Origin of the sequence: Leptolyngbya sp. BL0902 (assembly GCF_016403105.1) — a bacterium.
Classification (GTDB): Bacteria; Cyanobacteriota; Cyanobacteriia; order Phormidesmidales; family Phormidesmidaceae; genus Nodosilinea.
In genome coordinates this window covers 3915303-3937557 of the sequence record NZ_CP046155.1, presented here as the reverse complement: position 1 = coordinate 3937557, position 22255 = coordinate 3915303, and the positions used below count along the sequence as shown (strand labels likewise).

Annotated in this window: 12 protein-coding genes; 4 read left to right on the top strand and 8 right to left on the bottom strand. The window is 58.2% G+C overall.

Annotated features, from left to right (window positions below; all coding sequences use genetic code 11):
- Window positions 1-65: 65 nt before the first annotated feature.
- Complete coding sequence (locus GFS31_RS17475) at window positions 66-836, top strand: class I SAM-dependent methyltransferase (RefSeq protein WP_198806019.1); 771 nt, start codon at window positions 66-68, stop codon at window positions 834-836.
- A gap of 226 nt (window positions 837-1062) precedes the next feature.
- On the opposite strand, the gene GFS31_RS17470 is transcribed toward GFS31_RS17475, so the two are convergent.
- Together GFS31_RS17470 and GFS31_RS17465 are read right to left on the bottom strand one after the other, a co-directional pair.
- Window positions 1063-10740, bottom strand: coding sequence for a cadherin-like domain-containing protein (locus GFS31_RS17470; RefSeq protein WP_198806018.1), 9678 nt, complete (start codon window positions 10738-10740; stop codon window positions 1063-1065).
- Between the two features lie 1051 nt (window positions 10741-11791).
- Window positions 11792-12457, bottom strand: coding sequence for a class I SAM-dependent methyltransferase (locus GFS31_RS17465; protein WP_198806017.1), 666 nt, complete (start codon window positions 12455-12457; stop codon window positions 11792-11794).
- Window positions 12458-12548: 91 nt separating this feature from the next.
- Here GFS31_RS17465 and GFS31_RS17460 point away from each other — a divergent pair, with 91 nt between their 5' ends.
- The 3 genes from GFS31_RS17460 (at window position 12549) to GFS31_RS17450 (ending at window position 16696) form a co-directional block, all read left to right on the top strand.
- Window positions 12549-13280, top strand: a complete 732-nt coding sequence (locus tag GFS31_RS17460) for a RibD family protein (RefSeq protein ID WP_198806016.1) — start codon at window positions 12549-12551, stop codon at window positions 13278-13280.
- Window positions 13281-13319: 39 nt separating this feature from the next.
- The gene (locus GFS31_RS17455; RefSeq protein WP_198806015.1) at window positions 13320-14480 is read left to right on the top strand and encodes a pyridoxal-phosphate-dependent aminotransferase family protein; all 1161 of its coding nucleotides are present in this window, start codon (window positions 13320-13322) and stop codon (window positions 14478-14480) included.
- A 248-nt stretch (window positions 14481-14728) separates the two neighbouring features.
- Window positions 14729-16696, top strand: coding sequence for a sensor domain-containing diguanylate cyclase (locus tag GFS31_RS17450; protein ID WP_198806014.1), 1968 nt, complete (start codon window positions 14729-14731; stop codon window positions 16694-16696).
- On the opposite strand, the gene GFS31_RS17445 is transcribed toward GFS31_RS17450, so the two are convergent.
- From GFS31_RS17445 to GFS31_RS17420, 6 genes are all read right to left on the bottom strand, one after another.
- On the bottom strand, window positions 16634-16936 hold the full coding sequence (locus tag GFS31_RS17445) for a GlsB/YeaQ/YmgE family stress response membrane protein (protein WP_198806013.1): 303 nt from the start codon (window positions 16934-16936) through the stop codon (window positions 16634-16636). The two genes, GFS31_RS17450 and GFS31_RS17445, sit on opposite strands and share 63 nt — an antisense overlap.
- Window positions 16937-17051: 115 nt before the next feature.
- Window positions 17052-17864, bottom strand: a complete 813-nt coding sequence (gene proC / locus GFS31_RS17440) for a pyrroline-5-carboxylate reductase (protein WP_198806012.1) — start codon at window positions 17862-17864, stop codon at window positions 17052-17054.
- A gap of 229 nt (window positions 17865-18093) precedes the next feature.
- Window positions 18094-18696, bottom strand: a complete 603-nt coding sequence (locus tag GFS31_RS17435; RefSeq protein WP_198806011.1) for a cell division protein SepF — start codon at window positions 18694-18696, stop codon at window positions 18094-18096.
- Between the two features lie 611 nt (window positions 18697-19307).
- On the bottom strand, window positions 19308-20003 hold the full coding sequence (locus GFS31_RS17430) for a YggS family pyridoxal phosphate-dependent enzyme (RefSeq protein ID WP_198806010.1): 696 nt from the start codon (window positions 20001-20003) through the stop codon (window positions 19308-19310).
- 21 nt (window positions 20004-20024) lie between these two features.
- A complete protein-coding gene (gene pipX, locus GFS31_RS17425; protein WP_198806009.1) occupies window positions 20025-20297 on the bottom strand; it encodes a transcriptional coactivator PipX in 273 nt (90 codons plus the stop codon).
- 276 nt (window positions 20298-20573) lie between these two features.
- On the bottom strand, window positions 20574-22169 hold the full coding sequence (locus GFS31_RS17420) for a chorismate-binding protein (RefSeq protein ID WP_225907483.1): 1596 nt from the start codon (window positions 22167-22169) through the stop codon (window positions 20574-20576).
- Window positions 22170-22255 lie beyond the last annotated feature (86 nt).

Here is a 22255-nt window from a genome sequence, read left to right as displayed (position 1 = left end):
CGACTGGCTGAGTGAACTGGCCTGTGTACGTTGACGGGTGAACTGCCCCTAGGAACTAAGAGACCATGACGGAACCCCAGCCAGCCCCCCACCTTGACCCAGTCATTGCCGCGCTGATTGAACTGCACCGTGGCCTAGACCGCCAGGGGCCAGGGGATGAAGCAGTGTCGCGGCGGATTCTCGCCCAGTTGCCCCCCTTGCCGCCGCAGCCCACCATTGCCGATCTGGGCTGCGGTACCGGGGCCAGCGCCGTCCTGTTAGCCGACTGGTTTAAAACAACCGTGCGGGCGGTGGATTTTGCCTCCGACTTCTTAATCGAAGCGGCTCAGCGGGCGGAACAACGGGGGCTACAAAATCAGATTCAGTGGATTGAGGCCGACTTTGGCGCGTTAGACTGGCTCCCCGGAGAACTGGATCTGCTGTGGTCGGAAGGGGCCGCCTATAACCTCACCTTTGCCGGAGCCTTGGCGGCTTGGAAGCCTTTGTTAAAGCCCGGTGGTCTGGCGGTTATTTCAGAACTGAGCTGGTTTACCGAGGACATTCCCGCCCCAGCCGAAGCCTACTGGCAACAGGCCTATCCCGCCATGGCCAGCGAGGCCGACAACATCCAAACGGCCCTTTCTCAAGGGTTTGAGGTGTTGGGCGTAGAGCGTCTTCCCGCTGAGGCTTGGTGGCAAAACTACTACCCTCCCCTCAAGGCCAAAATGCAATTGTTGGGCAATTCCCCTGACCCCGTGATGCAGGCCGTGATTCAAGACACCGAGGCAGAAATCGACCTGTTTGAGCGTCATAGCGATGCCTACGGCTATAGCGTTTACCTGCTGCGCCGTCTCTAGTCCAGCCAGCCCCTCCGCAAGTTCCTGGCCTAGACATCTGCCCAGATCACCCTGTGGGTATGGCGGCTTACTTTGCCCTCCATCCATGGCCCCTACGCAATGGCTACCGTGACAGCTTTTGGCAATGGCAAGACTGCGACCTTGTCCCCGTCTGTCCATAAACAAGAAAAAAGGGGACAGCGACCTGCCCCCTGCACATTCAAGTTATGACGCGCAACTCAATTCTCTACACGAACACTTGCCAATCGCTGGATAGGGTCGGGTAGTTGATGGTTCCAGCAACCGCTGTGCCGTTCATGATCCAAGCCAGGGTGTCGCCTGTGGTGGAATTGCGCCAGAGCAGATCGGGTTGGCTATCACTGTTGAGGTCGGTCGCACCCCGCAGTTGATAACCTGGATCGAGATCTGGCAAGCCTGTGCCCCTGATTCGCGTACCATTGGCCCCCATTTCCCAAATCGAGGTGCGTCCGGTCGTTGTCCGCCACACGAAGTCCTCAATTTTGTCGTTGTTAAAGTCAGCGATACCCACTAGACTCCATTGACTGGACGCGCTGGGCAGGGTGATGGTGCGTCCACTAAAGGTCGTACCATCCATGATCCACGCCAGGTTTTGTCCGGTGCTTGCATTGCGCCAAATAATGTCGTCAAAACCATCTTGGTTCACATCCGTGAGCCCTGCGACCTCAAAGCCAACGGGTTGGGAGGGCAGTGTCAGCCCCTGGATCCGAGTGCCGTTGTTGAGCGTCCAGATTGAATTCCTGCCGTCGGTATTACGCCACAGCACATCGATGTTGCCATCGTTGTTGAAATCTGCGAATCCAGCCGTCCTCCAAGCCGCCGTTGGGGCTGGGGGGGTTGTCGCCGAAGTCACGTTGGTGCCGTCCATGAACCAAAGGCGAATCTCACCTGTCGTCGTATTGCGCCAGAAGACATCCACCTTACCGTCGTTGTCAAAGTCAGCCACTGACTGCACAACGAAGTTGCTGTCGAGGTTCTGAACGTTCTGGGACTGGCCAAAATTCCCTGCGGCATTGAGGGACCACAGCCTGTTCGTGACGCCCGTGCGCCAGAAGAGGTCGGTGAGGCCATTCCCCGAGAAATCGGTGGTGGGGAAGAGGATGTTGGCAGTTTGGGTAAAGCCCGTAAACTCCCGATTATTGGTATCAATGGCGGTGACGGAGATGGTGTAGTCGCCAAACACCTTGTACACCTTCGTGACATCGCCAGGATTGTTCACCGTGGTGGTGGTGCCATCGCCCCAGTTAATGCGGAAGGCCACGTATTGGTCATTCCCTGGATCGATGGGGGTACCAATGTTCAGGGTATACCGTTGACCAGCCCGAATGGGGCCAGACCCCGTCAGGGGGACAATGGGCGGCACATCGTTGACGGTGAGAGCCGCCGTGGCGCGGGTGGTGGCCTGTCCATCGTTGACGCTAGCCGTGATGGTAAAGACACCATCGCCGGGGTACGTGCGGTTGAGGGTGGGTACCCGGAAGTTGCCGCCGCCCTCATTGAGGATTTGGCCGGCGGGAACGGTGGTGGTGGTGCCATCGCCCCAGTCAATCGTAACGGTGTGGCTGGTAGAGTCCACATCCCTAAAGGTGACGTTGAGGACTACACCACTACCCTCGTTGATGGTGGTGTTGCTCAGGGCTAGGGTCACAGCTTCCGGTGGATCGTTGACGTTGGTAAAGACGATCCCGCCCGGAACTGTGGGTAACGTGGCCTGCCCGTCGCTCAGGGTCAGGGTAAAGGTCGGGGCGTTCTCGCTACCATCATGGATGAAGAAGATGGCCCCATTCAGCACCTCCTGCTGGGTGAAGGTCGTGATACCAGGTTGGTCGGGAACACCGTTGAGGTCGGTGTCGCGACTAAACTGCCCACGGGCCAAACCGCCTACCGTATAGACCAGCTGGGCTGGGGTGTTGTCGGGGTCGGTGGCATTGAGGTTGGCCGTTGTCAGCCTCAGGGTACCGCCTTCGGTGATTGGGAAGTTGTTCGCCGTGATCACTGGCGGATCGTTGACGTTGGTAAAGATGACGTTCCCAGGAACCGTCGTGACCCCGCCCGTGGAGTCGGAGAGGGCAATGGTGAAGGCGGCGGGGGTTTCGCTGCCGTTGTGGCGGAAGAGGATGAGCCCTTGATCCACATCCCGTTGAGTGAAGGTGGTGACGTTGGTCGGCGTTGGCGTCCCGATGTTGATGAAGGTGCCTCCCTGCACCCCCGACATGGTGTAGACCAGCAGATTGCGATCCAGGGTTTCCTCATCCGTCGCATTGAGGTTCGTGGTGGTCAGGACTAGATCGGCCCCCTCGGTGATCTGAAAGTTGTTGGCTGTAATGACAGGCAGATCGTTGATGGGGGTGAAGGCGATGGACGCCACCCGCTGGGTCTCCCGCGATCCGAGGGGATCGTTGTCGCGCACGGTGAGGGTGTAGGCAGGGGCGCTACCGTCATCGCTGGCGGTGAAGGAGATGCGCCCCAGCACCAGGTCGGTACGGGTGAAGGTATCTCCGGCATTGAGCTGTACTGTCGTACCGTCGGTATTGAGGCGACTGAAGAAGCCATTTTGCACGGTATCGATCCGAAAATCGAGCAAGCTCAGGGGCGTATCCACATCGTTGACCAAGATATTGGTCGTAGACAGCACCACCGTTTGCCCTTCGGCAATGGTCAGGCTGTTGCGGCTGAAGATCGGCGCATCATTGACCGGAATGTAGTCAATGATGGCGGCGATTTGCCCCGTGGTACCGCCATCGGGATCCGTCACTTCAATCGTGAAGGAGGGCACGGTTTCGGTGCCGTCGTGGATGAACACGATATCGTTGCCAGCGTTCACCTCGGCCTGGGTGAAGCTGAAGAGGATATTGCTCGTCGCGAGGGAAATAAAGCTGCCTCCCACCACGTTGCGGACTTGATACCTGAGCTGCGCTGGGTTGGTGGTTTCTTCGTCCTCAGCCGCTAAGTTGAGTGCTGTAATCACCAAGGGCTGACCTTCGGTGATGCTGAACTGGTTCACCCGCAGCACTGGCGGGTCATTGACGGGGGTAAAGCTGATGATCGCAGGTACCGTCGTGGCCGCATTGTCTGGATCAACCGCCACAAAGCTAAAGCTGGGCGGGCTGTTGTCGCCATTATCCACGAAGGTGATCCGTCCTAGGGATAGATCCACCGCGCTAAAGGTGGCGTTAGGATCCCGTGGATTCGCCGCATCCCAGGGCGTCAGCAGGGTGCCATTGCGGAAGAAACTGCCGCCCACCACGTTGGAGACGCCGTAGAGAATCTGATCGTCGGGATGGTCAGGATCCGTCGCCGTAATGTTGTTCAGCCCCAGGGTGACAGTCGCCCCTTCCGTAATGGCGACATTGCGGAACAGGAAGGTGGGGGCATCATTGACGTTGGTGAAGTTGATGCTGCTGGGGATAGTTGCTGTGGCCCCTTCACCGTCGCTCACCACCAGGGTGTAGGTGGGAGCGAGTTCGCCGCCATCGTGGACAAACTGCACCTGTCCGGCGTTCACCTGGGCCTGGGTAAAGCTGGTAATGGCAACCGTGGGGGCGCTCACCAGCGCAAATCGCCCATTGGTCACGCTTTGCACCTGGTAGGTGAGGTCGGCAGGGCCAGATTCCTCATCTTCAGCCAACAGGTTGGTATCGCCCAGGATAACGGTGTCGCCCTCATTGAGGGTGAGCGTGTTAACCCGGAACTCGGGCACGTCATTCACCCGCGTCCAGTTGACGGTAACGAGGCTGGGGCCGACGGTGATCGGTGCGCCATTCGCCGAACCGCTGTCCCTCAGCGTTAGGCTGTAGCTGGGCACGGTTTCGGTACCGTCGTGGACGAACTGGATGGCCCCAGCGTTGACATCTGCTTGGGTAAAGCTGGTAATGGCCGTCCCTGCCGCCGCGACCCGCTCAAACTGGCCCCCCACCACGGTGATCACGGTGTAGGTGACTTGGTCGGGGCCAGATTCTTCGTCGGTGTACTGAAGGTTGTTGCTGCTGAGGATGACTGTGTCGCCTTCGGTGATGGTCAACACGTTGCGGGTAATTTCCGGTGGGTCGTTCACATCCGTGAAGTTCACGGTGGGCGTCCCGGTGGCCGTCAGACCTTCGGGATCCCGAACAGTGACGGTATAGCTGGGCCTCACGCTGGTGCCATCCTGCACAAAGCGCACCTGGTTGGCCGTAATTTGGGCCTGGGTGAAGGTCAAGGTGGGAGACCACACGCCAGAGCCATTGACCAGCTCAAACCGCCCGCCCAGAACCCCAGAGACGGTGTAGATCAACTGCGCCGCCGGAGTTTCGGGATCCGTTGCCCGCAGTACCCCGCCCGTAACCGCCGTGCCCAGCCCATCGCCAAAGACCACGGTGCTGCCTTCCGTCACCGTCAGGGTGTTGACGAGGATTTCGGGAGGATCGTTGATGGGCGTGAAGTTAATCGTGCCGTTTTCCGTCACGGTGTTGACATTGGCGGGATCGGGGTCGGTGTCAATGACGGAGATGGTGTAGCTGGGAACAATTTCCTTGAGGGCCGGAGGCTGAACAAAGAGAATGTCCTCCCGCAGGATGTCATCGAGGGTGAACTCCGTGATGGCCACGGTGGGGTCGCTCGCCCGCGCAAAGAAGCCTCCCACAACGGATTCAATGCGGAAGCGCAGCTCGATAGCCGGAGTTTCTGGGTCAACAGCATTGATATTGGCGGTGGTGAGCACCACGGTGCCGCCCTCAATCAGCGAGAAGCTGTTGGCCAGGAACCTGGGGGCATCGTTGATGTTGGTGTAGAAAATGTTGCCGTTGCTAGTGACAACCCCGCCCGTGCTGTCGCTGACGCTGAGGGTATAGCTGGGCACGGTTTCGCTGTTGTCATGGACAAAGCGAATATTCCCGGCATCCAGATCAGCCTGGGTAAACTCGGTGATGGCAACCCCGCTAGCAGAGACGTTTTCAAACTGCCCCCCCGCTACAGCGGTCACGGTATAGACAATGCGGCTGGGGTCGGTGGTTTCTTCGTCAGTTGTCCGCAGGTCTGGATCGGCCAGATTGCGGTTGAAGACAAAGACTCCCCCCTGCTCAACGATGAGCCGATTGCGCTGCACCACGGGCAGATCATTCACTGGGGTGAAGGTGACATCCGCATTCCTGAAGGTGCTGGCTCCGCCGCTATCGGTAACGCGAATGGCGTAGTTGGGACTGGTTTCGGTGCCGTCGTGAATAAACCGCACCCGCTGGTTAATGATGTCATCGCGGGTAAAGCTGGTGATGGCCACATCAATGGCCGAGACAAACACAAACCGTCCCCCGGCAAAGGTGGCATCGGGCACAAACACCCCGCCCACAATGCGGCCCACGGTAAAGGTGAGGGTGTTGTCGTTGTCCTCCTCATCGCTGGCGTTGATGTCGGCGGTGGTAATCAGCCGAGATTGGCCCTCGGTGATGGTGAGGCGATTGTTGATCAGAATCGGCGCATCGTTGACTAGGGTGAAGATCACCGCGACCTCGCTATCCACCTCGTTTACCCCATCACTGACGGTGAGGACGTAGGTGGGTGGGCGTTCTGCGCCATCGTGGACAAACTGCACCCGGCCACTGTTGATATCGGCTTGGGTGAAGCTGGTGATGGCCGTGCCCGGATTCGCGACGAGCTCAAACCGTCCGCCCACTAGGTCGCTGACGGTAAAGGTGAGCCCGCTGGCCGGGGTTTCCTCATCCGTGGCCAGAATGTCGGTGGACGTCAGCACCACCGTAGCCCCCTCCGCAATGGTTAGGAGGTTGCGGCTAAAGATGGGTGGATCATTGACCGCCGTAAAGTTGACCGTCGCAGCGCTGCTATCCGACAGCACCGGAGCCCCGCTATCGCGCACAATGAGGGTGTAGGCCGGGGCGACTTCGTTGCCGGAGTGGTTGAACCGCACGTTGCCATCAACAAGATCTTGCCGGGTGAAGAAGGTGGTCGGGATCCACATACCCCCTGCAAATCGCTCAAAGGTGCCGGGATAGGTGGGCGCAGTGGGATCTGTAGGCAGGCCCGTCACCTCAAAGACGAGGGTGTTGTCGTCGTTGTCGGGGTCGGTGGCATCGATATGTTGGAGGGTGATGGTAACGATATCGCCTTCGGTGAGGGTGAGGCGGTTGGCCAAAATCCGGGGCGGGTCGTTGACGTTAATGAAGTTAACCACGGCGGTACGGGGGGTAGAGAGCAAGCCATCGCTGACGGTGTATTCCAGGATGGGCACGGTTTCGCTGTTGTCGTGCACAAAGGAGACCCGGCCACCGTTAATGTCGGCCTGGGTAAAGGAGGTGCTGACCACGCCATTGACCCGAATTACGCCGCCTGTAATCCGGCTGAAGTCATAGCGCAGGGTGGCATCGTCGGATTCTTCGTCGGTGGCGCTAAAGTTGGCGCTGGTGAGCAACACCGTTTGGCCCTGGGTGACGGTAAAGCCAGCGTTGACGATCACCGGAGCATCATTGACCTCAATGAACGTGACGTTGGCTGGAACCGTTACCGTCCCGCCGTTCCCGTCCTGCACCCTAATTGTGAAGGCTGGCGCGACGCCATCGCCGTTGTCCACAAAGGTCACACGACCTTCGATCACCTCTTGCAGCGTGAAGAAGTTGCGGGTTATGCCGTCCACCTCAAAGCGCTCCGCCGGAATGGTTGATCCATTGCCGGGAGCCAGGTTCTCAATGAAGAAGAGTAGGTTGGGGTCAAAGGTTTCTACGTCGGTGGCGCTGAGGTTGGCCTGGGTCAGGCGTAGGGGTTGTCCCTCAGTGATGGTGAACTGGTTGGTCGTAATGACGGGGAGGTCGTTCACCTCCACGATGTTGACGGTTACGACCACCGTGTCAAAACCGCCATCGCCATCGCTGAGCCGAATGGTAAAGGTGTCTGGGCCGGAGACATCGGGGTTAGGGGTGTAGCGGAACTGCTGGGGTTCCCCATCCACAGGGGGCAGAATCGTCACTGTCCCCCGGCTGGGCGGGCTCGAAATACTCCAGCTCAAGATATCCGTCACCCCCGGATCAAACGCCCGCAGGCCAAAGGTCAGGGGCGTATCTTCGAGACCGTTGATGGTCGGGAGTAAACCGCCTGGATCGGCTCCGGCCTCGTTGAGGATGGTGGGAGCCACGTTGTTGACTGTCACCGTCTGGGTGCGGGTGGTGGTAGCCCCGGCGGCGTCCGTGACCGTGACCGTGACGGTGAAGTTACCGTCATCGGCGTAGACGTGGGTGCTGGCTGGCAGGGTATAGGTAGTGCCCGTGACCGGAGGCGTCCGGGTCAAATCCGCTGCCGTGAGGGTGGTGGTGGTGCCATCGCCCCAGTTAATGGTGACGGTGTGGCTGTCGATGCGGTCAACGTCAATGAAGCTGCCACCGAGGGTAACGGAGCCCCCTTCGTTGATGGGAGCGGTGGGGAGCCCGGTGAGGGTGAGGGTGGTGGGGGCATCGTTGACGGGCACCACATTCACAAATACTGTGATGGTGCTGACTCCACCGTTGCCGTCGCTCACCCGGATGCTGAACTCATTGTTCTGGTCAAAGTTGGCGTTGGGGGTGTAGCGCAGGGTTTGGTTCGCCGATCCGTTGGGGTTCGTCACAAAGGTGACGGTGCCGTTGGGGGGCTGGGCCACAATCGACCACTGGAAGTTGGTATCTGCCGGATCCGTAGCGCTCAAGTCGAAGGTGATGGGCGTGTCTTCGTTGGTGATCAGCGGCAGGAAAGATCCCTGCACAATGGTGGGCGGCACATTCACCACGGTCACGGCCAGGGTATCGCTCACGGTGAGCCCAGCAGAATCCCGCACAATGGCGCTGATAGAGAAACTGCCCGCGCCGCTATCGACTCGGTAGGTGTGGCTGGTGGTAAAGCGATAGTTGCCGTTGCCCAGGCTCACGATGTTGCTGTTGGACAGTACCGTGGCCGGGGTGCCATCGCCCCAGTTGATGGTGACGGTAAAGGTGTCGCCAACATCTGGATCTGAGAAAGTACCTGTGAGGGTAAAGGTGTCCCCTTCGTTGATGGTAGACACTTCGCTCTGGATGTTCAGCCCCCTCGGTGGGTCGGGCTGGGGCACCACCGTTACCGTCACCAGAATGGTGTCAAAGCCGCCGTCGCCATCGGCCACCTGCACCTCAAAGGTATCGGTGCCTGCAAAGTCAGGGTTGGGGGTATAGGAAATAACCTGGTTCGTGCCAGGGGTGCCCGATACGGTGGCCGTACCGTTGCTGGGCTGATTCAGAATGTTCCAGGTCAAGACATCCTGCCGCCCTGGGTCGGTGGCGTTCAGGGTAAAGGTGGTGGGGCTGTCTTCGTTCACCGTCACCGCTAGGGTGGCCCCCTGGGTGATGGTGGGCGGCACATTATTCACCACCACATTGGTGGTGCGAGGGGTAGCCTCCAGGCCACCAGCGTCTCGCACCGTCATCGTAATGACGTAGGTGCCGTTGTCTTGGTAGATGTGGCGCAGGTTGGAGAAGACAAAATTGCCGTTGGCATCCCGGTCTAGGTTGGCGCTGCCGATCACGTCACTGGTGCCATCGCCCCAGTTGATGGTAACGGTGTGCAGATCGTTGGCATCGAGATCCCTAAAGCTGCCTACCAAGGTAATCTGGCCGCCCTCGTTAATGCTGCTCTGGGTTGGGGCTAAACTCAGGATGACCGGAGCTTCATTGACGTCTAGCAGGTTGATGGTGACGAATTTCTCGTCGAAGAGTCCGCCGCCATCGGTGGCCCGCACTAGCAGGTTATAGGCGGTGGCAAAGGATTCAAAGTCGAGATCGCCCGAATCGTTAACGGTGATGATCCCTGTCACCGGATTGATCAAAAAGGCCCGATTGCCGTCGTTGTCGTTGTCGGGGTTGCCCGACACAATCGACCAAGTCACGGGCTCATTGACCGCCACCGTGCCCACCGTCGTTCCGTTGGCAGAGTTTTCGGCAATGCTAAAAATCTGATTTGGGGCAATTTGTGGGGCCGTGTTCAGGGTGATCCGCACATCCCCCGTGGCGCTGCCCACGCCATCCACCGCAAAGTAGTAGGTGGTTCCCATCACAGCGGTAAAGGTCGTTCGGCTTTGCAGGTTACTGCCGCTGATGTTGTCGTTAAAGGCGATCTGGTTCAGGCTGTTGACGGCCCCGCCCGTATACACCGCCAGCACCGTATCGATGCTGCTGCCCAGGGTATCCACCGTAATCAGCCCCGTGGTGGTGGCCGTCCATTGCCACCAAATCGAGTTATTCAGGCTTTCTTGAGTGACCTGGGGCAAGATGGCCACATTGGGATCATGGATGGGTTCGCCCGCTTGATGGGTGGCTCCCACGTTGCTCCCCACGCTGGTCACGCCTGCCGTCAGAAGCGGGGCCGTCATCCCAAAATTGTCGCTCCCCAAAACGGCCCGATAGCTAGCGGCAAAACCATGATCTACGGTGTTTACCGCCGTCACCGCTCCCACAGTGGCGTCTAGGTTCCAGTCGCCTCCTAGGTCGGCATGGCCCACCCACCGAGGCGAAGCGGCAATCCCCGCCCCCGTTAGGGCATGCAGTTTGGATAGGAACTCCGATCCGGCATCCCCCGCCGCCACCTGGCACCCATAGAGATGAATTTGTGGTGAGGTCACAGATTCCCCAAACCACTGCCCCAGAGTTGTGCTGTACTGCTCTAGGCTATCTAGGTCGAGGCTTGTGCGCCCTAGGAACATCTGCCCCGGTGCTCCGTGGGCGATCACCACGAGGGTGTTTACCGTGGGATATTGGCGGAGAACGTCCGTAATGACCGCTACCCCATCCTCGTTGGCTTGGATGACGCGGCTCGTTCCCTGGCGACCGAGATGATCGACCAAGCGCCAGTACTCATCTACCTGAGAATCAACAACGATTAGGGAGCTAGGATAGTTTGCCATGGTGGGAAGTTCCTGAACTTCGGGGAATAGACGACGGGGGATGGTAGATAAGGACTAAAGACTTTTGTGGGGGCCAGCCATTAACAGCGCCAAAGGAATGGCCTTGATTGGCGGTGCATTAGCCACGGGACGCTCAGCATCACCCAAGCCCACACCGTCTTTGTTCTGCGACGGTGTGGGCTGCTGCCAATCCAGTTCAGAGGGGAGGTGGATGCTAACACATTGATGCCAGGGAGTAACACGATGCCAGGGATGAATGCAGGACAATGCTTGTCAAACTTTCCTAGATTAGAAATAGCGCTATCAATTAACATTCCCTATCTGCCCCATGAAAATTTCACAGTTCATATATCCCTGCGTTTGTTGACATTTTTTAATGAATTTTATGAACAAAAATGTCAAGATAGCCGTCAAATGGTACGACAACTCAAGATTCTCAACGGAATCCGCAATAGATATTTCTAGTCCAAGCCTAAGGGAGGCAGGCTTGCTAGGGTAGAGCCCCGTAGAAGGGCGATATAAGGGCTGTTCTGCCCAGATGAGAAGCAAACTAGCTATCTAGATCTGAACTCACAAAGCTAGATTGATTAGGACTTGCAGACATGTATCGTTTACTCAGTCTCCATACTAAAACCCAATTCTAGGAATAGTGTAGGAAAGATCATTAAAGTTACCCAAGGATGAAAATATCCTCAGCTAAATTAAGGCTGAGTCCTGAGACTCTTCTTCCCAGATATCCCGAACAGAGATAACGAACGTTTGTCGCTAGGTCTCTAGACTAACCATCAGATCCCAGTCATCTTTTAACCATCCAATGATGTATTTCCAATGCCGACGTATCGATGGCTTAGCCCATCGGATTTTGCCGATTTCTTAAGAATTTCAGCATTTATACTGAAGACTCAAAAAGTAACCGTTGATAAGGCAGCACTCCTTAACGTAGCTCTACTGAGTTAGTACAGCCCATGACTTGGATCAGTTGCCGCGCCTAACCTGCTCCAAATCATACTGAAGGTCGAAAAAGATGGATCAGATATTTCGGGTATCTTTTCTATCTTGGGTCGTCTTCAGTCCGCTGAATCGGGGAGGCTGTGGGCTTCTGGGCCTGCACCACCTGAAGACTGCCGCCAGCATAGAGCCGATGGGCCATCGCTTGAAAGCCAAGGTCGCGGAGTTCTTGGGGAAGATCAGCCTTGAGCATGGCCCAGGCGGTGTGGGTTTCAAACAACCATAGGAACGTCGCTAACCCCGGCCAGTAGACCGGATTATGGGGGCTGTGGAAATCTACCACTGCCACTATGCCCCCAGGCCGTAGAACCCGCAAGATTTCTGCAAAGATTTGTTGCCGCTGTCCGGGTTCCATCTCGTGCAGGGCGGCGCTGCTGTGGATCAGATCAAAGCAGTTGTCCTCAAAGGGCATGGTCTCGGCCCAGCCCTCCACAAAGGTGGCTTGGGGCACGTTGCGCCTAGCCCGCTCGATGGACTTGGGCGAGGCATCGAGGCCCGTGACCCGCTGGCTGTGGTTCACCAAAAAGGCTGTGGTTTGGCCGCTTCCGCAGCAGAGATCTAGCACCGACGCCGCCGGGGTGAGGGCGAGGTCTTGCAGGGCCAGGGTGCGAAATCGGCGCTCGCCGCCTACGGTGAGGGCGGCGGTGCGAGAAATACCATCGTATAACCACTGATGGCGGTAGCTGAGGGGTCGTAGAAAAGTAGCCATACTGTCATTATGGCGAATTGTGATCCCACCCAGGACAACACTTGGGATCAGCAATCCCGTCCATCAGCAATCACCTCCATTGGCACTACCTATGATTCGGCCCCGCACCACCCTCGTTTTGGCCATGAGCCTGGATGGGAAAATCGCTGATGCCCAACGGCGGGCGGCGCGGTTTTCTTCCCAGGCGGATTTAGACCACCTAGAGGCCAGGGTGGCGGAGGCGGATGGTGTTTTGTTTGGGGGCGGCACCCTGCGGGCCTACGGCACCACCCTCAGCGTTCGCAGTCCTCCATTGATTGAAGCTCGTCGCCAGCGGGGCCAGACCGATCAGCCGATCCACATTGTTTGGTCGCCCTCGGGTCGTTTAGATCCGCAGTACCGTTTTTTTCAGCAGCCCGTTCCTCGGGGGTTGATCACCACCGTCACCGGGGCAAAGGCTTGGCAAGAAAAGGCCTATTTTGATCATCTGTGGACAATACCCGACGATCTAGCCCACACCTGGGACTGGCCCGATCTGCTGGATCGGTTGTCAGCCCAGGGGATTCAGTCCCTCGCCTTGCTGGGGGGTGGATTGCTCACCTCCGAACTGTTGCGCCACGGCCTGATCGATGAGGTCTACCTTACCCTCTGCCCTCTGCTCATTGGCGGTGCAGCGGCCCCCACTCCCGTCGATGGCGAGGGATTTCTCGCCGAACTTGCGCCACGCCTGACCCTCATGGGCTGCCAAACTGTGGCCGATGAAGTGTTTTTGCACTATGGTGTACAGCCTCTATCGTCAGCGGTAAACTTGGCTCCCAGCCTAGCCCCTTCCGTAGGACAATAACACTACTCAACCCATTGGTTTTAGATGCGAGGCTTTGCCATGGTCACGACCCCCGCTGTTGCGTCTCCCACCGTCCGCGATACCCATCGGACGTCCCTCAATCCCCTAGTGGTGCCAGAACGGCTGTTGTTGGGGCCGGGGCCATCCAACGCCCACCCCCAGGTGATTGCGGCCATGAACCACCAGCCCCTTGGCCACTTGGATCCCGACTATCTGGCGATGATGGATGAGGTGCAAGAGCTGCTGCGCTACACCTGGCAAACCGATAACGATCTCACCTATGCCATTGCGGGCACCGGGTCGGCGGCGATGGAAGCCACCCTAGCCAACGCCATTGAACCCGGAGATCGCGTCTTGGTGGCGGTGAAGGGATACTTTGGCCATCGGTTGGTCAACATGGCCCAGCGCTACGGGGCCGAGGTCGTCACCATCCAAAAGCCCTGGGGCGAAGCCTTCACCCTAGAGGAAATCACCGCCGCCCTCCAGACCCACCAGCCGGATTTGATGGCCATCGTCCACGCTGAGACCTCCACTGGGGTGCGACAACCCTTGGAGGGGGTGGGTGAAGCCTGCCGTGCCCAGGGTTGCCTGCTGGTGGTGGATACCGTGACCAGTATGGGCGGCGTGCCGATTTTCCTGGATGAATGGCAGGTGGATTTGGCCTATAGCTGTAGCCAAAAGGGGTTGAGCTGCGCTCCTGGTATTTCCCCTTTCACCATGGGGCCACGGGCGGTAGAAAAGCTGGAACGTCGCGCCAAGCCCGTGGCCAACTGGTACTTGGATGCGGCCCTGCTGCGGCAGTATTGGGGCAGCAGCCGGGTGTACCATCACACCGCCCCCATCAACCTCACCTACGCCCTACGGGAGGCCCTGCGATTGCTGGCGGAGGAAGGGCTAGAGGCCCGCTGGCAGCGCCACCAAGCCACCGCAGAATACCTCTGGGCGGGGCTGGCGGAGTTGGGTCTGTCTTGCCATGTGCCCCAGGAGTTCCGCTTGCCCACCCTCACCACCGTGCGCGTGCCCGATGGCGTGGATGCTAAGGCCGTAGGACGGCAACTGTTGACCGATCACCACATTGAAATCGGCGGCGGCTTGGGCGAACTGGCGGGTCGGGTATGGCGCATTGGCCTAATGGGCCACAATAGCGATCCGCGCCTTGTGGATACCTTGCTGCATGCCCTGAAGCAGGTCTTGACCTAGCCCCCCGTGGGGGGGCAACGATTCCCTGGGTGTCTGTTGATGCCCAGATGGGCTTTGCCTACGCTGCCGTTCTGGACAGCACCCGGGGTAAATATCTATGGTCAATCCTCAACAGAGTGACGGGGAATTGTTTAGATTAGGTAAAGGTTGAGGCTGAATATCATTAAAGTATGGATATTGTGCTGGCAAGCTCCAGTCCTCTGCTAGCGCCGTGAACGCCCACGCCACGCCCGTTGGCACTGGGGACTATGGCCAGACTGGAGTGTATTCGTGGAGGCGGAGTGACAGCAGAGGTGGATAAACAGCGCCATGGTGGTGACACCGCTGATCTCCAGGGCAGTACGGAGACCTTGCCGTCTGTACTGCTAGGGTGCCTCCAAACTCCCGTGTGGTTGTATGGGCTAAGTTCCCTAGACCTGTTGTGGGCCAATGCAGCTGCGCTCGACTGGATGGGCCTCGCCTCGGTGGAGGGGGCGGCGGCTTGGATGCAGGGGGCCGGGGCGGGGTGGCACAATCTCCTGATCGGCTATCGTCAGGCGATGGAAGCGGGGCAATCAATAGAGGGATTGCGCCCCATAGTGTCTTCGGCGCAGGGCAAACCGCTGTGCTGCCTGGGCTCAACGGTGGTGTTGGCCAATGGGCAAACCGGATTGTTGCTAGAAGGCCAAGGATCAGCGGAAGAGGATAGCCATCAGCAGGCTATCCTCAGCGCCATCCCAGACTTGCTAATGCGGATGACGCGAGAGGGGCAGTGCCTATATCTAGGGCAGGGGAGTGACGTGGTGCTGTGGCGGGATCTGGATCCTCGCCAGCGGGCTTCGATTTATGACTTGCTGCCCTATCCCCTAGCCAAAAAGCGGCTGCACTATACCCAGCAAGCCCTAGCGACCCAAACGCGCCAGATCTATCGCCAGGATATTGAGGTGGCGGGCCAACTCTGCCATGAGGAGGTGCGCGTCATCCCCATGAACGACGGCGAGGTACTTGTCATCGTGCGAGACATCACCGCCATTGCCGAAGCCGAGCGCAAGCTGGAGGAACAGACTAACCTCTTTCGGCAGCAGGCCCAGCGGGATCGGGTGTTGGCCGAAGTGACCCAGCACATTTCCCAATCCCTCGATCTCCAAGAGGTCTTGAATACGGCGGTGACGGAACTGCGGGCCATGATGCAGGCTAGCCGAGTGATGGTCTACCGCTTTGATGGATCCGAGGGCGGTGGCCGAGTAATCGCCGAGGCCGTGAGTCAGCCGACCTATTCCCTGCGCCAGGTACAGGTGGAGGATCGATGTTTTGCGGTGAGTAGCCCCGCCGTTCAAGCCTACCGCCAGGGGCGCATCCACCGCGTTGCCGATGTTCAGTCCTCTGGGCTGTCGCCCTGCTATAGGGCGATGTTGACCCAGCTAGGGGTGCGGGCTAACCTCGGATTGCCCATCCTGCAAGGAGCAACTTTGTGGGGGCTGCTGGTGTGTCATCAGTGTGATGCGCCCCGATCCTGGAGCGACCTAGAGGTGGAAACGCTCAGCCAGTTGGCGAATCAGCTCGCCATTGCCATCCAAAAGTCGGAACTCTATGAACAGGTGCAGCAGGTCAACCAAGAACTTCAACACCTGGCCACCCATGACAAACTCACCGGGCTAGCCAATCGCCGCTATTTTGACGATTACCTAGACCAAGTGTGGCAGCGCCTGACCCATGAGCGCACTCCCCTGAGTTTGGTGCTCCTCGATATCGACCATTTCAAACGCTATAACGACACCCACGGACACCTGGCGGGAGATGACTGTATTGAACAGGTGGCGATGGCGATTCGGCGATCTATCCAACGCCCCGCTAACCTGGCCGCTCGCTACGGGGGAGAAGAGTTTGCCATCATTCTGCCCAACACCGATCTGGCGGGGGCAGTTCGCGCAGCAGAGCGAGTGCGCCAGACCATTGCCCAGGCGCATCTGCCCCACGGCGGCATCCCCAATCAGCCCTATGTCACTGTGAGCCTAGGGATTGCCACAACCCAACCCACCGCGCTTCAGTCTCCCCATACTCTCATTGACCAGGCCGATCAAGCCCTCTACCAAGCCAAGCAGCAGGGCCGCAATCGCTATATCATTGCCCCAGGGTCGGCGGAAACGGCGTTGGCCACCCACAACGGGGGCCACCTATCGATTGCCGTAGCGCCCCCAGCTCAGAAAGGCGGACACGAGGTACAGCACAACCATTGACCCCACGACGGAGGGTAAAATCGGCACTCCCATAAAGGACCAAGTGAGCCAGGGAAAAGTGATGTTGTACTGGCGGAGGATGTTGTTGAGCACCCATTCCCCCAAAAACACCCCGGTTAGGCCGATAATGACCAGTCCGACCGCTTTGCCCGGAATGCGCCGAGGCACCAGAAAATTGGCCAAAACGGCGCAAATCACCGCAATTAACACCTGAACCAGCAAACGGGTGAGCGTATCCATAGCACAACGACCCTATACACCAAACGGAATGGTAGCTCTCCTTTGTATCGTACCCAAATCGGTTAGGTTTCCTATCGTAGAGCTCAGGTTCGTTCACCCCTTCGCTACCTTGCGCCTACTGCCCCAGTTCTACCGAACGTCGATGGGCTGCCCGCACTGCCTCAATCAGGGCAGATCGTAGCCCCGCTGACTCTAGTTGGGCAATTCCGGCAATCGTTGTCCCGCCCGGACTGGTGACGCGATCCTTCAGCACGCCGGGGTGCATCTGGCTTTGTTGCAGGAGTTCGGCGGTGCCCTTCAGGGTTTGGATGGCCAACTGCATGGCGGTGGCCCGTGGCAACCCAACCGCAACGCCCCCATCGGCCAAGGCTTCTACCATTAGCGCCACATACCCCGGCCCCGATCCAGAGAGGGCCGTCACGGCATCCATGGAGGATTCGGGCACTTCCACCACCTCGCCTACGCTGGCAAAAATCGTCTTGGCCCAGGCAAATTGATCGGCGGTGGTACGGATTCCGGTGGCCAGGGCAGTGACGCCTGCGCCCACGGTGGCCGGAGTATTGGGCATGGCCCGCACCATGGCCCAACCGGGAAAGGCGGCCTCTAAACGAGCGAGGGGAATCCCCGCCAAAATCGACAGCCCCAGTGGTGCAGCATCCTGGGGGCCACGGGCATCAAGGTCTTGGGCCACGGCGTCTAGCATTTGGGGCTTGATAGCCAGCAAAATCGTTGCCGCCTTGGCCACGACTTCGGCGTTATCCGTTGTGGTGCTAACCCCGTAGGTCTGCTCTAAAAACTCGCGACGGGCGGATTGAGGATCGCTGACGACAATCTGCGATGCCTCAAAGATGCCCTGGTCAATCAACCGCGACAGGAGCGCTTCCCCCATCACGCCGCCGCCAATTACCCCTAAATTTCCGCTTGCCATGGTGAAATTCAACCGTTATTCCCGACGTTACAATACTGACCCAGACTAAACTGACCCAGACCAAACTGGCCCAAACAAAACAACCTGAGCGGACTCCCGTCAGGAATCCGCTCAGATCGTGAGAGCAGTCATGCCAGTGGATAGCCTAAGTTTGAGCGCAACTGTCTTGCGCAAAGCCTAAGTATGGAAAACAAACCCTGGCGGGGCGTTTTCTAGGCGACCACTAACCCTAGGCCATACGAGCGATCTGCTCGGTGCCCCAGGCGGGGGCGGGGGGCATTTGGCCAGCCATGGGCATGGATTGGGGCTGACCCACGAAGGTTTCTTCTTCGTACTCGGTGGGGGTGCTCACCTGCACGCAGTTGGGGGTGAACAGGAAAATGCTTTCGCCAATGCGTTCTTGGTGCCCGTCGATGGCGTAGGTGCCGCCCGCCACAAAGTCCACAGCGCGTTGAGCCTGATCGGGATCCATGATGGTGAGGTTGAGCACCACGGACTTGCGCTCGCGCAGGGCTTGGATGGCCATGGGCATTTCCTCGAAGGAGCGAGGTTCCATTACCACCACTTCAGAGGTGCCGTTCATCGCACCGGGCATACCAATTACATTGCTGGCCATGGGGGTCATTCCTGTATCAGAGGTCATTGCACGCTCGCGCAGACGACGGCTGCTGCGACGAGGTTCTTCGGGCATGGGCTGAACCGGGGGCTGAGGATTCTCTTCCTGATACAGGTTTTGGTACTCCTCACCATCCATTTCTTCGTATTCGTACTCATAATCTGCCGGGTCGTTGAGGCCAACGAAATCCCGCAGTTTAGCGAAGACATTGCTCACAACTTACACTCCACGATGACTATCACTCTCTTAGGCTGGGGAATCCGATGAATCAGTCCGAGAATTCAAGGGATTACGCACCCTTTGGTTATCCGATGGCCATGATAGCGCCTAATATCAATTTGCCAACGATTTTTTTAAAAATTATCGAAATCGATGGACAGAAGGGCTTGAGAACCTGAGAACGCTAGGTTGGATTCTCTCAGTAAGCGCCAAACCCGATGAAGGGCCTTGCCCCCAATCCAGTCAGTTCCACCCTCAGAATGGCAGCCGAATTTGGGTTGTAAAGGAGATCACCGCTGGCGCTTCCCATCACCCGACTTAACGCAGACGGAAGGCGCATAGACCTTGCAAATATCCTGCTTGCAGAATATTGAGCCACAGTATACACGAATTTTTTAAGTTGGATGGAGGATTCACATTTAGTTAAAAATTCGCCCAGTCCACGGTGTCCTAGGGGCCGAGATCCTTCGGTCATGGTCGCCCAGCCCTGTGCCTGAATCTTTCTTCTGCCAAGCCCTTGGCCGACTCAGGGCAGCGCATCGGGGCCATACCTGTCTTGATCTCTAGTCCTGTGCCTTGCGCTCCAAAACTGGTGCTTGGCCTGTGGCCTAGGGCGCGAGGCTAGGCCGAGGCCCAAAGAGGGTGGTGCCCAATCGAATCATGGTGGATCCAGCGGCAATGGCAAGGGGGTAGTCGCCAGACATGCCGAGGGAAAGCTGATGAATCTTCAGGTGGGCAAAGTTGGATTGGTTAATGCGATCCGCTAGTTGCTTGGCTCCCTCAAAGATTCGCTGAATGTCGTCTGGGCTGGAAGCTTGGGGCGGGATGGCCATCAGCCCACAAATATTGAGGTGGGTAAGCTGATTGAGGGCGGGCAGGGCCGTATCCAGTTCGGCCAGGTCAAACCCCGTTTTCGGTGGATCGGGCACCATTTTCACCTGAAGACAGCCGTGGGGGCATTTGCCCAGCTCCGCTGCCACCTGGTTGAGCCGTTCTGCCAGTTTCAGACTGTCGATGGAGTGGATCCATTGAAAATGCTCCACTGCCTTGCGGGCTTTGTTGGTTTGCAGATGGCCGATCAGGTGCCAAGTAATGTCGGGATAGTCCTGAAGATCTGCTTGTTTGGCGATGGCTTCCTGCACCCGACTTTCGCCAAAGTGGCGCACCCCAGCATTGTAGGCGATCCGGATCACCTCCACAGGCAAGAGCTTGGTTACGGCAACCAACGTGACCGTAGGAGGCAAACTGGCTTGCAAGTCCCGAATCCGCTCGGTGATCTGCTGATCGGAGGCCGTTGCTATCATGGAGTTGCCATGCCTGAAGGGTTACTGAAAGGTTTGCTTGTAGGTGTGCTGAAGCTTGTCGTAGTCGGCCTGTTGACCTGCTCGGCGCAACAGCCGCATCCGGTTTTCCAGCATTTGACGGGCATTGCTCCGGCCTAGGGGCTGAAAGACAATGCCCTCTGTCCCTGCGTTTGTGACCAGAAAAAACAAGCGTTGGGCATAGAGGGTGGCAAACAACTCCTGCCCGTCCTCGACCATGCAGACCCTGAAGAGCAGGCCGAAGTTAGGGTGATTGAGATAGGTTTCTGTGCTCATTCAAGTTAGGAACGACGATGGAGGTCTCTACAGGGAAAAGCCACGATGATCAGTCAAAATGGCAACAACCATTTTAAAACCTGTTCGGCATTCTAGACCTTTTAGGTTTTAATCCCTACTTAATTCGCGCCATTGTTAATGATCATGCTGCTTCCCCGCATCTAACCCTGAGACGAAATCCTGGATGACACCCCAGGTTGGCTGGGCAGGGCAACCCTGCCCCTACCGTTGCGAAGACCGTAGGGGTGAGGTCTCCTCACCCATCCCCTCACCTGCTCACGCCAAATCCTCCGTCAGGGTGATCCCCAGCGCCAGAAGCTGAGCCTTCGCCTTTTGCAGCGATTCGCGCCATTCTCGGTCGGGCTGGCTGTCGGCCACAATGCCTGCACCCACTTGACCCCATACAGTAGCGGCTTCCCCCTGGCCCTCGCCGTGACCCTCGCCGTGACCATACAGCAGGGTGCGAATGAGAATGTTCAAATCCAGATAGCCCCGTCGATCTAGATAGCCACAGGAGCCATAGAACAGGCTGCGGCGGACGGGCTCTAGGTCTTCGATGATTTCCATACAGCGCACCTTGGGGCATCCGGTGATGGTGCCTCCTGGAAACGCGGCCCGAATCAAATCCACCGCCGTTTTATCGGGCAACAACTGCCCTACCACGTTGCTGACTAGGTGCATCACATGGCTGTAGTACTCCACTGTCAGCAGCTCATCCACCCGCACCGTGCCCCAACGGCAAACGCGGCCTAGATCGTTGCGCTCCAAATCCACCAGCATGATGTGTTCGGCTCGCTCCTTGGGGTTGCTGAGCAGGGTTTCGGCGTAGGCGGTGTCTTCGGCGGGGGTGCTGCCTCGCGGACGGGTTCCGGCAATGGGGCGCGTCTGGGCCTGATCCCCACGCACCTGAATCAGTCGCTCTGGGGAACAGCTAATCACATCGCCCCAGGGGGTATGCCAGTAGCAGGCAAAGGGTGAGGGATTGATGCGGTGGAGCTGGCGGTAGAGATCCCAGCTTGGGGCGGTGGTTTGGGTGGAAAACCGCAGGGAGAGGTTGACCTGGAAGACATCCCCCGCCTGGATGTGCTGCTTGGCTTTGACGACAGCAGCTTGGTAATCCTCAGCCGTCATACCCAAGGTTAGGGGGGACTCTGAAGCCTGGGATTGCTGGGGATCAGGGCGCTGGGACGGGTTGGCATCCTGGGAATTTTGCGAGTCCTGAGAAGTTTGGAAAGTTTGGGAATCCTGAGCATCCTGGGGACTGTGGGAATCCTGGAAATCCTGGGATCGCTGAGTTGCCAGATTCTCTACGCCATCAACCAGACGGTCGAGATCGGAGGGGTCAGTGGCGGCTAACCAAAGGCGCTGTTCCGTGTGATCCAGCACGGCAAACGTGTCAGGTTCATACCACAACGCCACAGGAAAGGGGAGGGGATCAAGATTCTGGCTTGGTAGTCGCTCAATTTCCCAGGCCAGATCGTAGCCCAACCAGCCCAGCCAACCGCCCGTAAACGGAAGGGTTTGCATCGCTAGGTCAGCTTCGTCGCCCACCAGGGTTAAGGACGATCCCCCCTGCAACCGCTGGGCCAAGGTTGGCAAAATCTCGCCCAAATCTGGCGTCCATAGCTGGGGCTGGCCATCCCAAAACCGGGGCGGGCCAGCACAAATGGAATAGCGGCTATGGGCCTGGTGGGGTTGGGCCAACTCTGGTAATGGGTGCGGACTTTCCAGCAGCACCGCTACGGTTTCCAAACTGGGGATCTCATTTAATAGAGAACCGTAGAGAGCCTGGAAGATTTCGGTGCCCGTGCGCTGGTTGAGGGGAAGAGAGCGCAGGTGCCAGGGTTGGGGATCGGGGATGGTTGGGGTCAAGGCTGTAGAGAGTTGGGAGTTGGGAATCGGGAGTCGGGAGTCGGAGATGCAAGGATGCGGGGAGGCGGGAATGGGTAGGGGCGGGG

What these genes read in the sequence shown, in the direction of transcription:
- GFS31_RS17455 (WP_198806015.1), top strand. Translation starts at nt 13,320, where the DNA reads ATGGTCACGACCCCCGCTGTTGCGTCTCCCACCGTCCGCGATACCCAT.
- GFS31_RS17445 (WP_198806013.1), bottom strand. Translation starts at nt 16,936, where the DNA reads ATGGATACGCTCACCCGTTTGCTGGTTCAGGTGTTAATTGCGGTGATT.
- GFS31_RS17460 (WP_198806016.1), top strand. Translation starts at nt 12,549, where the DNA reads ATGATTCGGCCCCGCACCACCCTCGTTTTGGCCATGAGCCTGGATGGG.
- GFS31_RS17465 (WP_198806017.1), bottom strand. Translation starts at nt 12,457, where the DNA reads ATGGCTACTTTTCTACGACCCCTCAGCTACCGCCATCAGTGGTTATAC.
- GFS31_RS17470 (WP_198806018.1), bottom strand. Translation starts at nt 10,740, where the DNA reads ATGGCAAACTATCCTAGCTCCCTAATCGTTGTTGATTCTCAGGTAGAT.
- GFS31_RS17450 (WP_198806014.1), top strand. Translation starts at nt 14,729, where the DNA reads ATGGCCAGACTGGAGTGTATTCGTGGAGGCGGAGTGACAGCAGAGGTG.
- proC (WP_198806012.1), bottom strand. Translation starts at nt 17,864, where the DNA reads ATGGCAAGCGGAAATTTAGGGGTAATTGGCGGCGGCGTGATGGGGGAA.
- pipX (WP_198806009.1), bottom strand. Translation starts at nt 20,297, where the DNA reads ATGAGCACAGAAACCTATCTCAATCACCCTAACTTCGGCCTGCTCTTC.
- GFS31_RS17475 (WP_198806019.1), top strand. Translation starts at nt 66, where the DNA reads ATGACGGAACCCCAGCCAGCCCCCCACCTTGACCCAGTCATTGCCGCG.
- GFS31_RS17430 (WP_198806010.1), bottom strand. Translation starts at nt 20,003, where the DNA reads ATGATAGCAACGGCCTCCGATCAGCAGATCACCGAGCGGATTCGGGAC.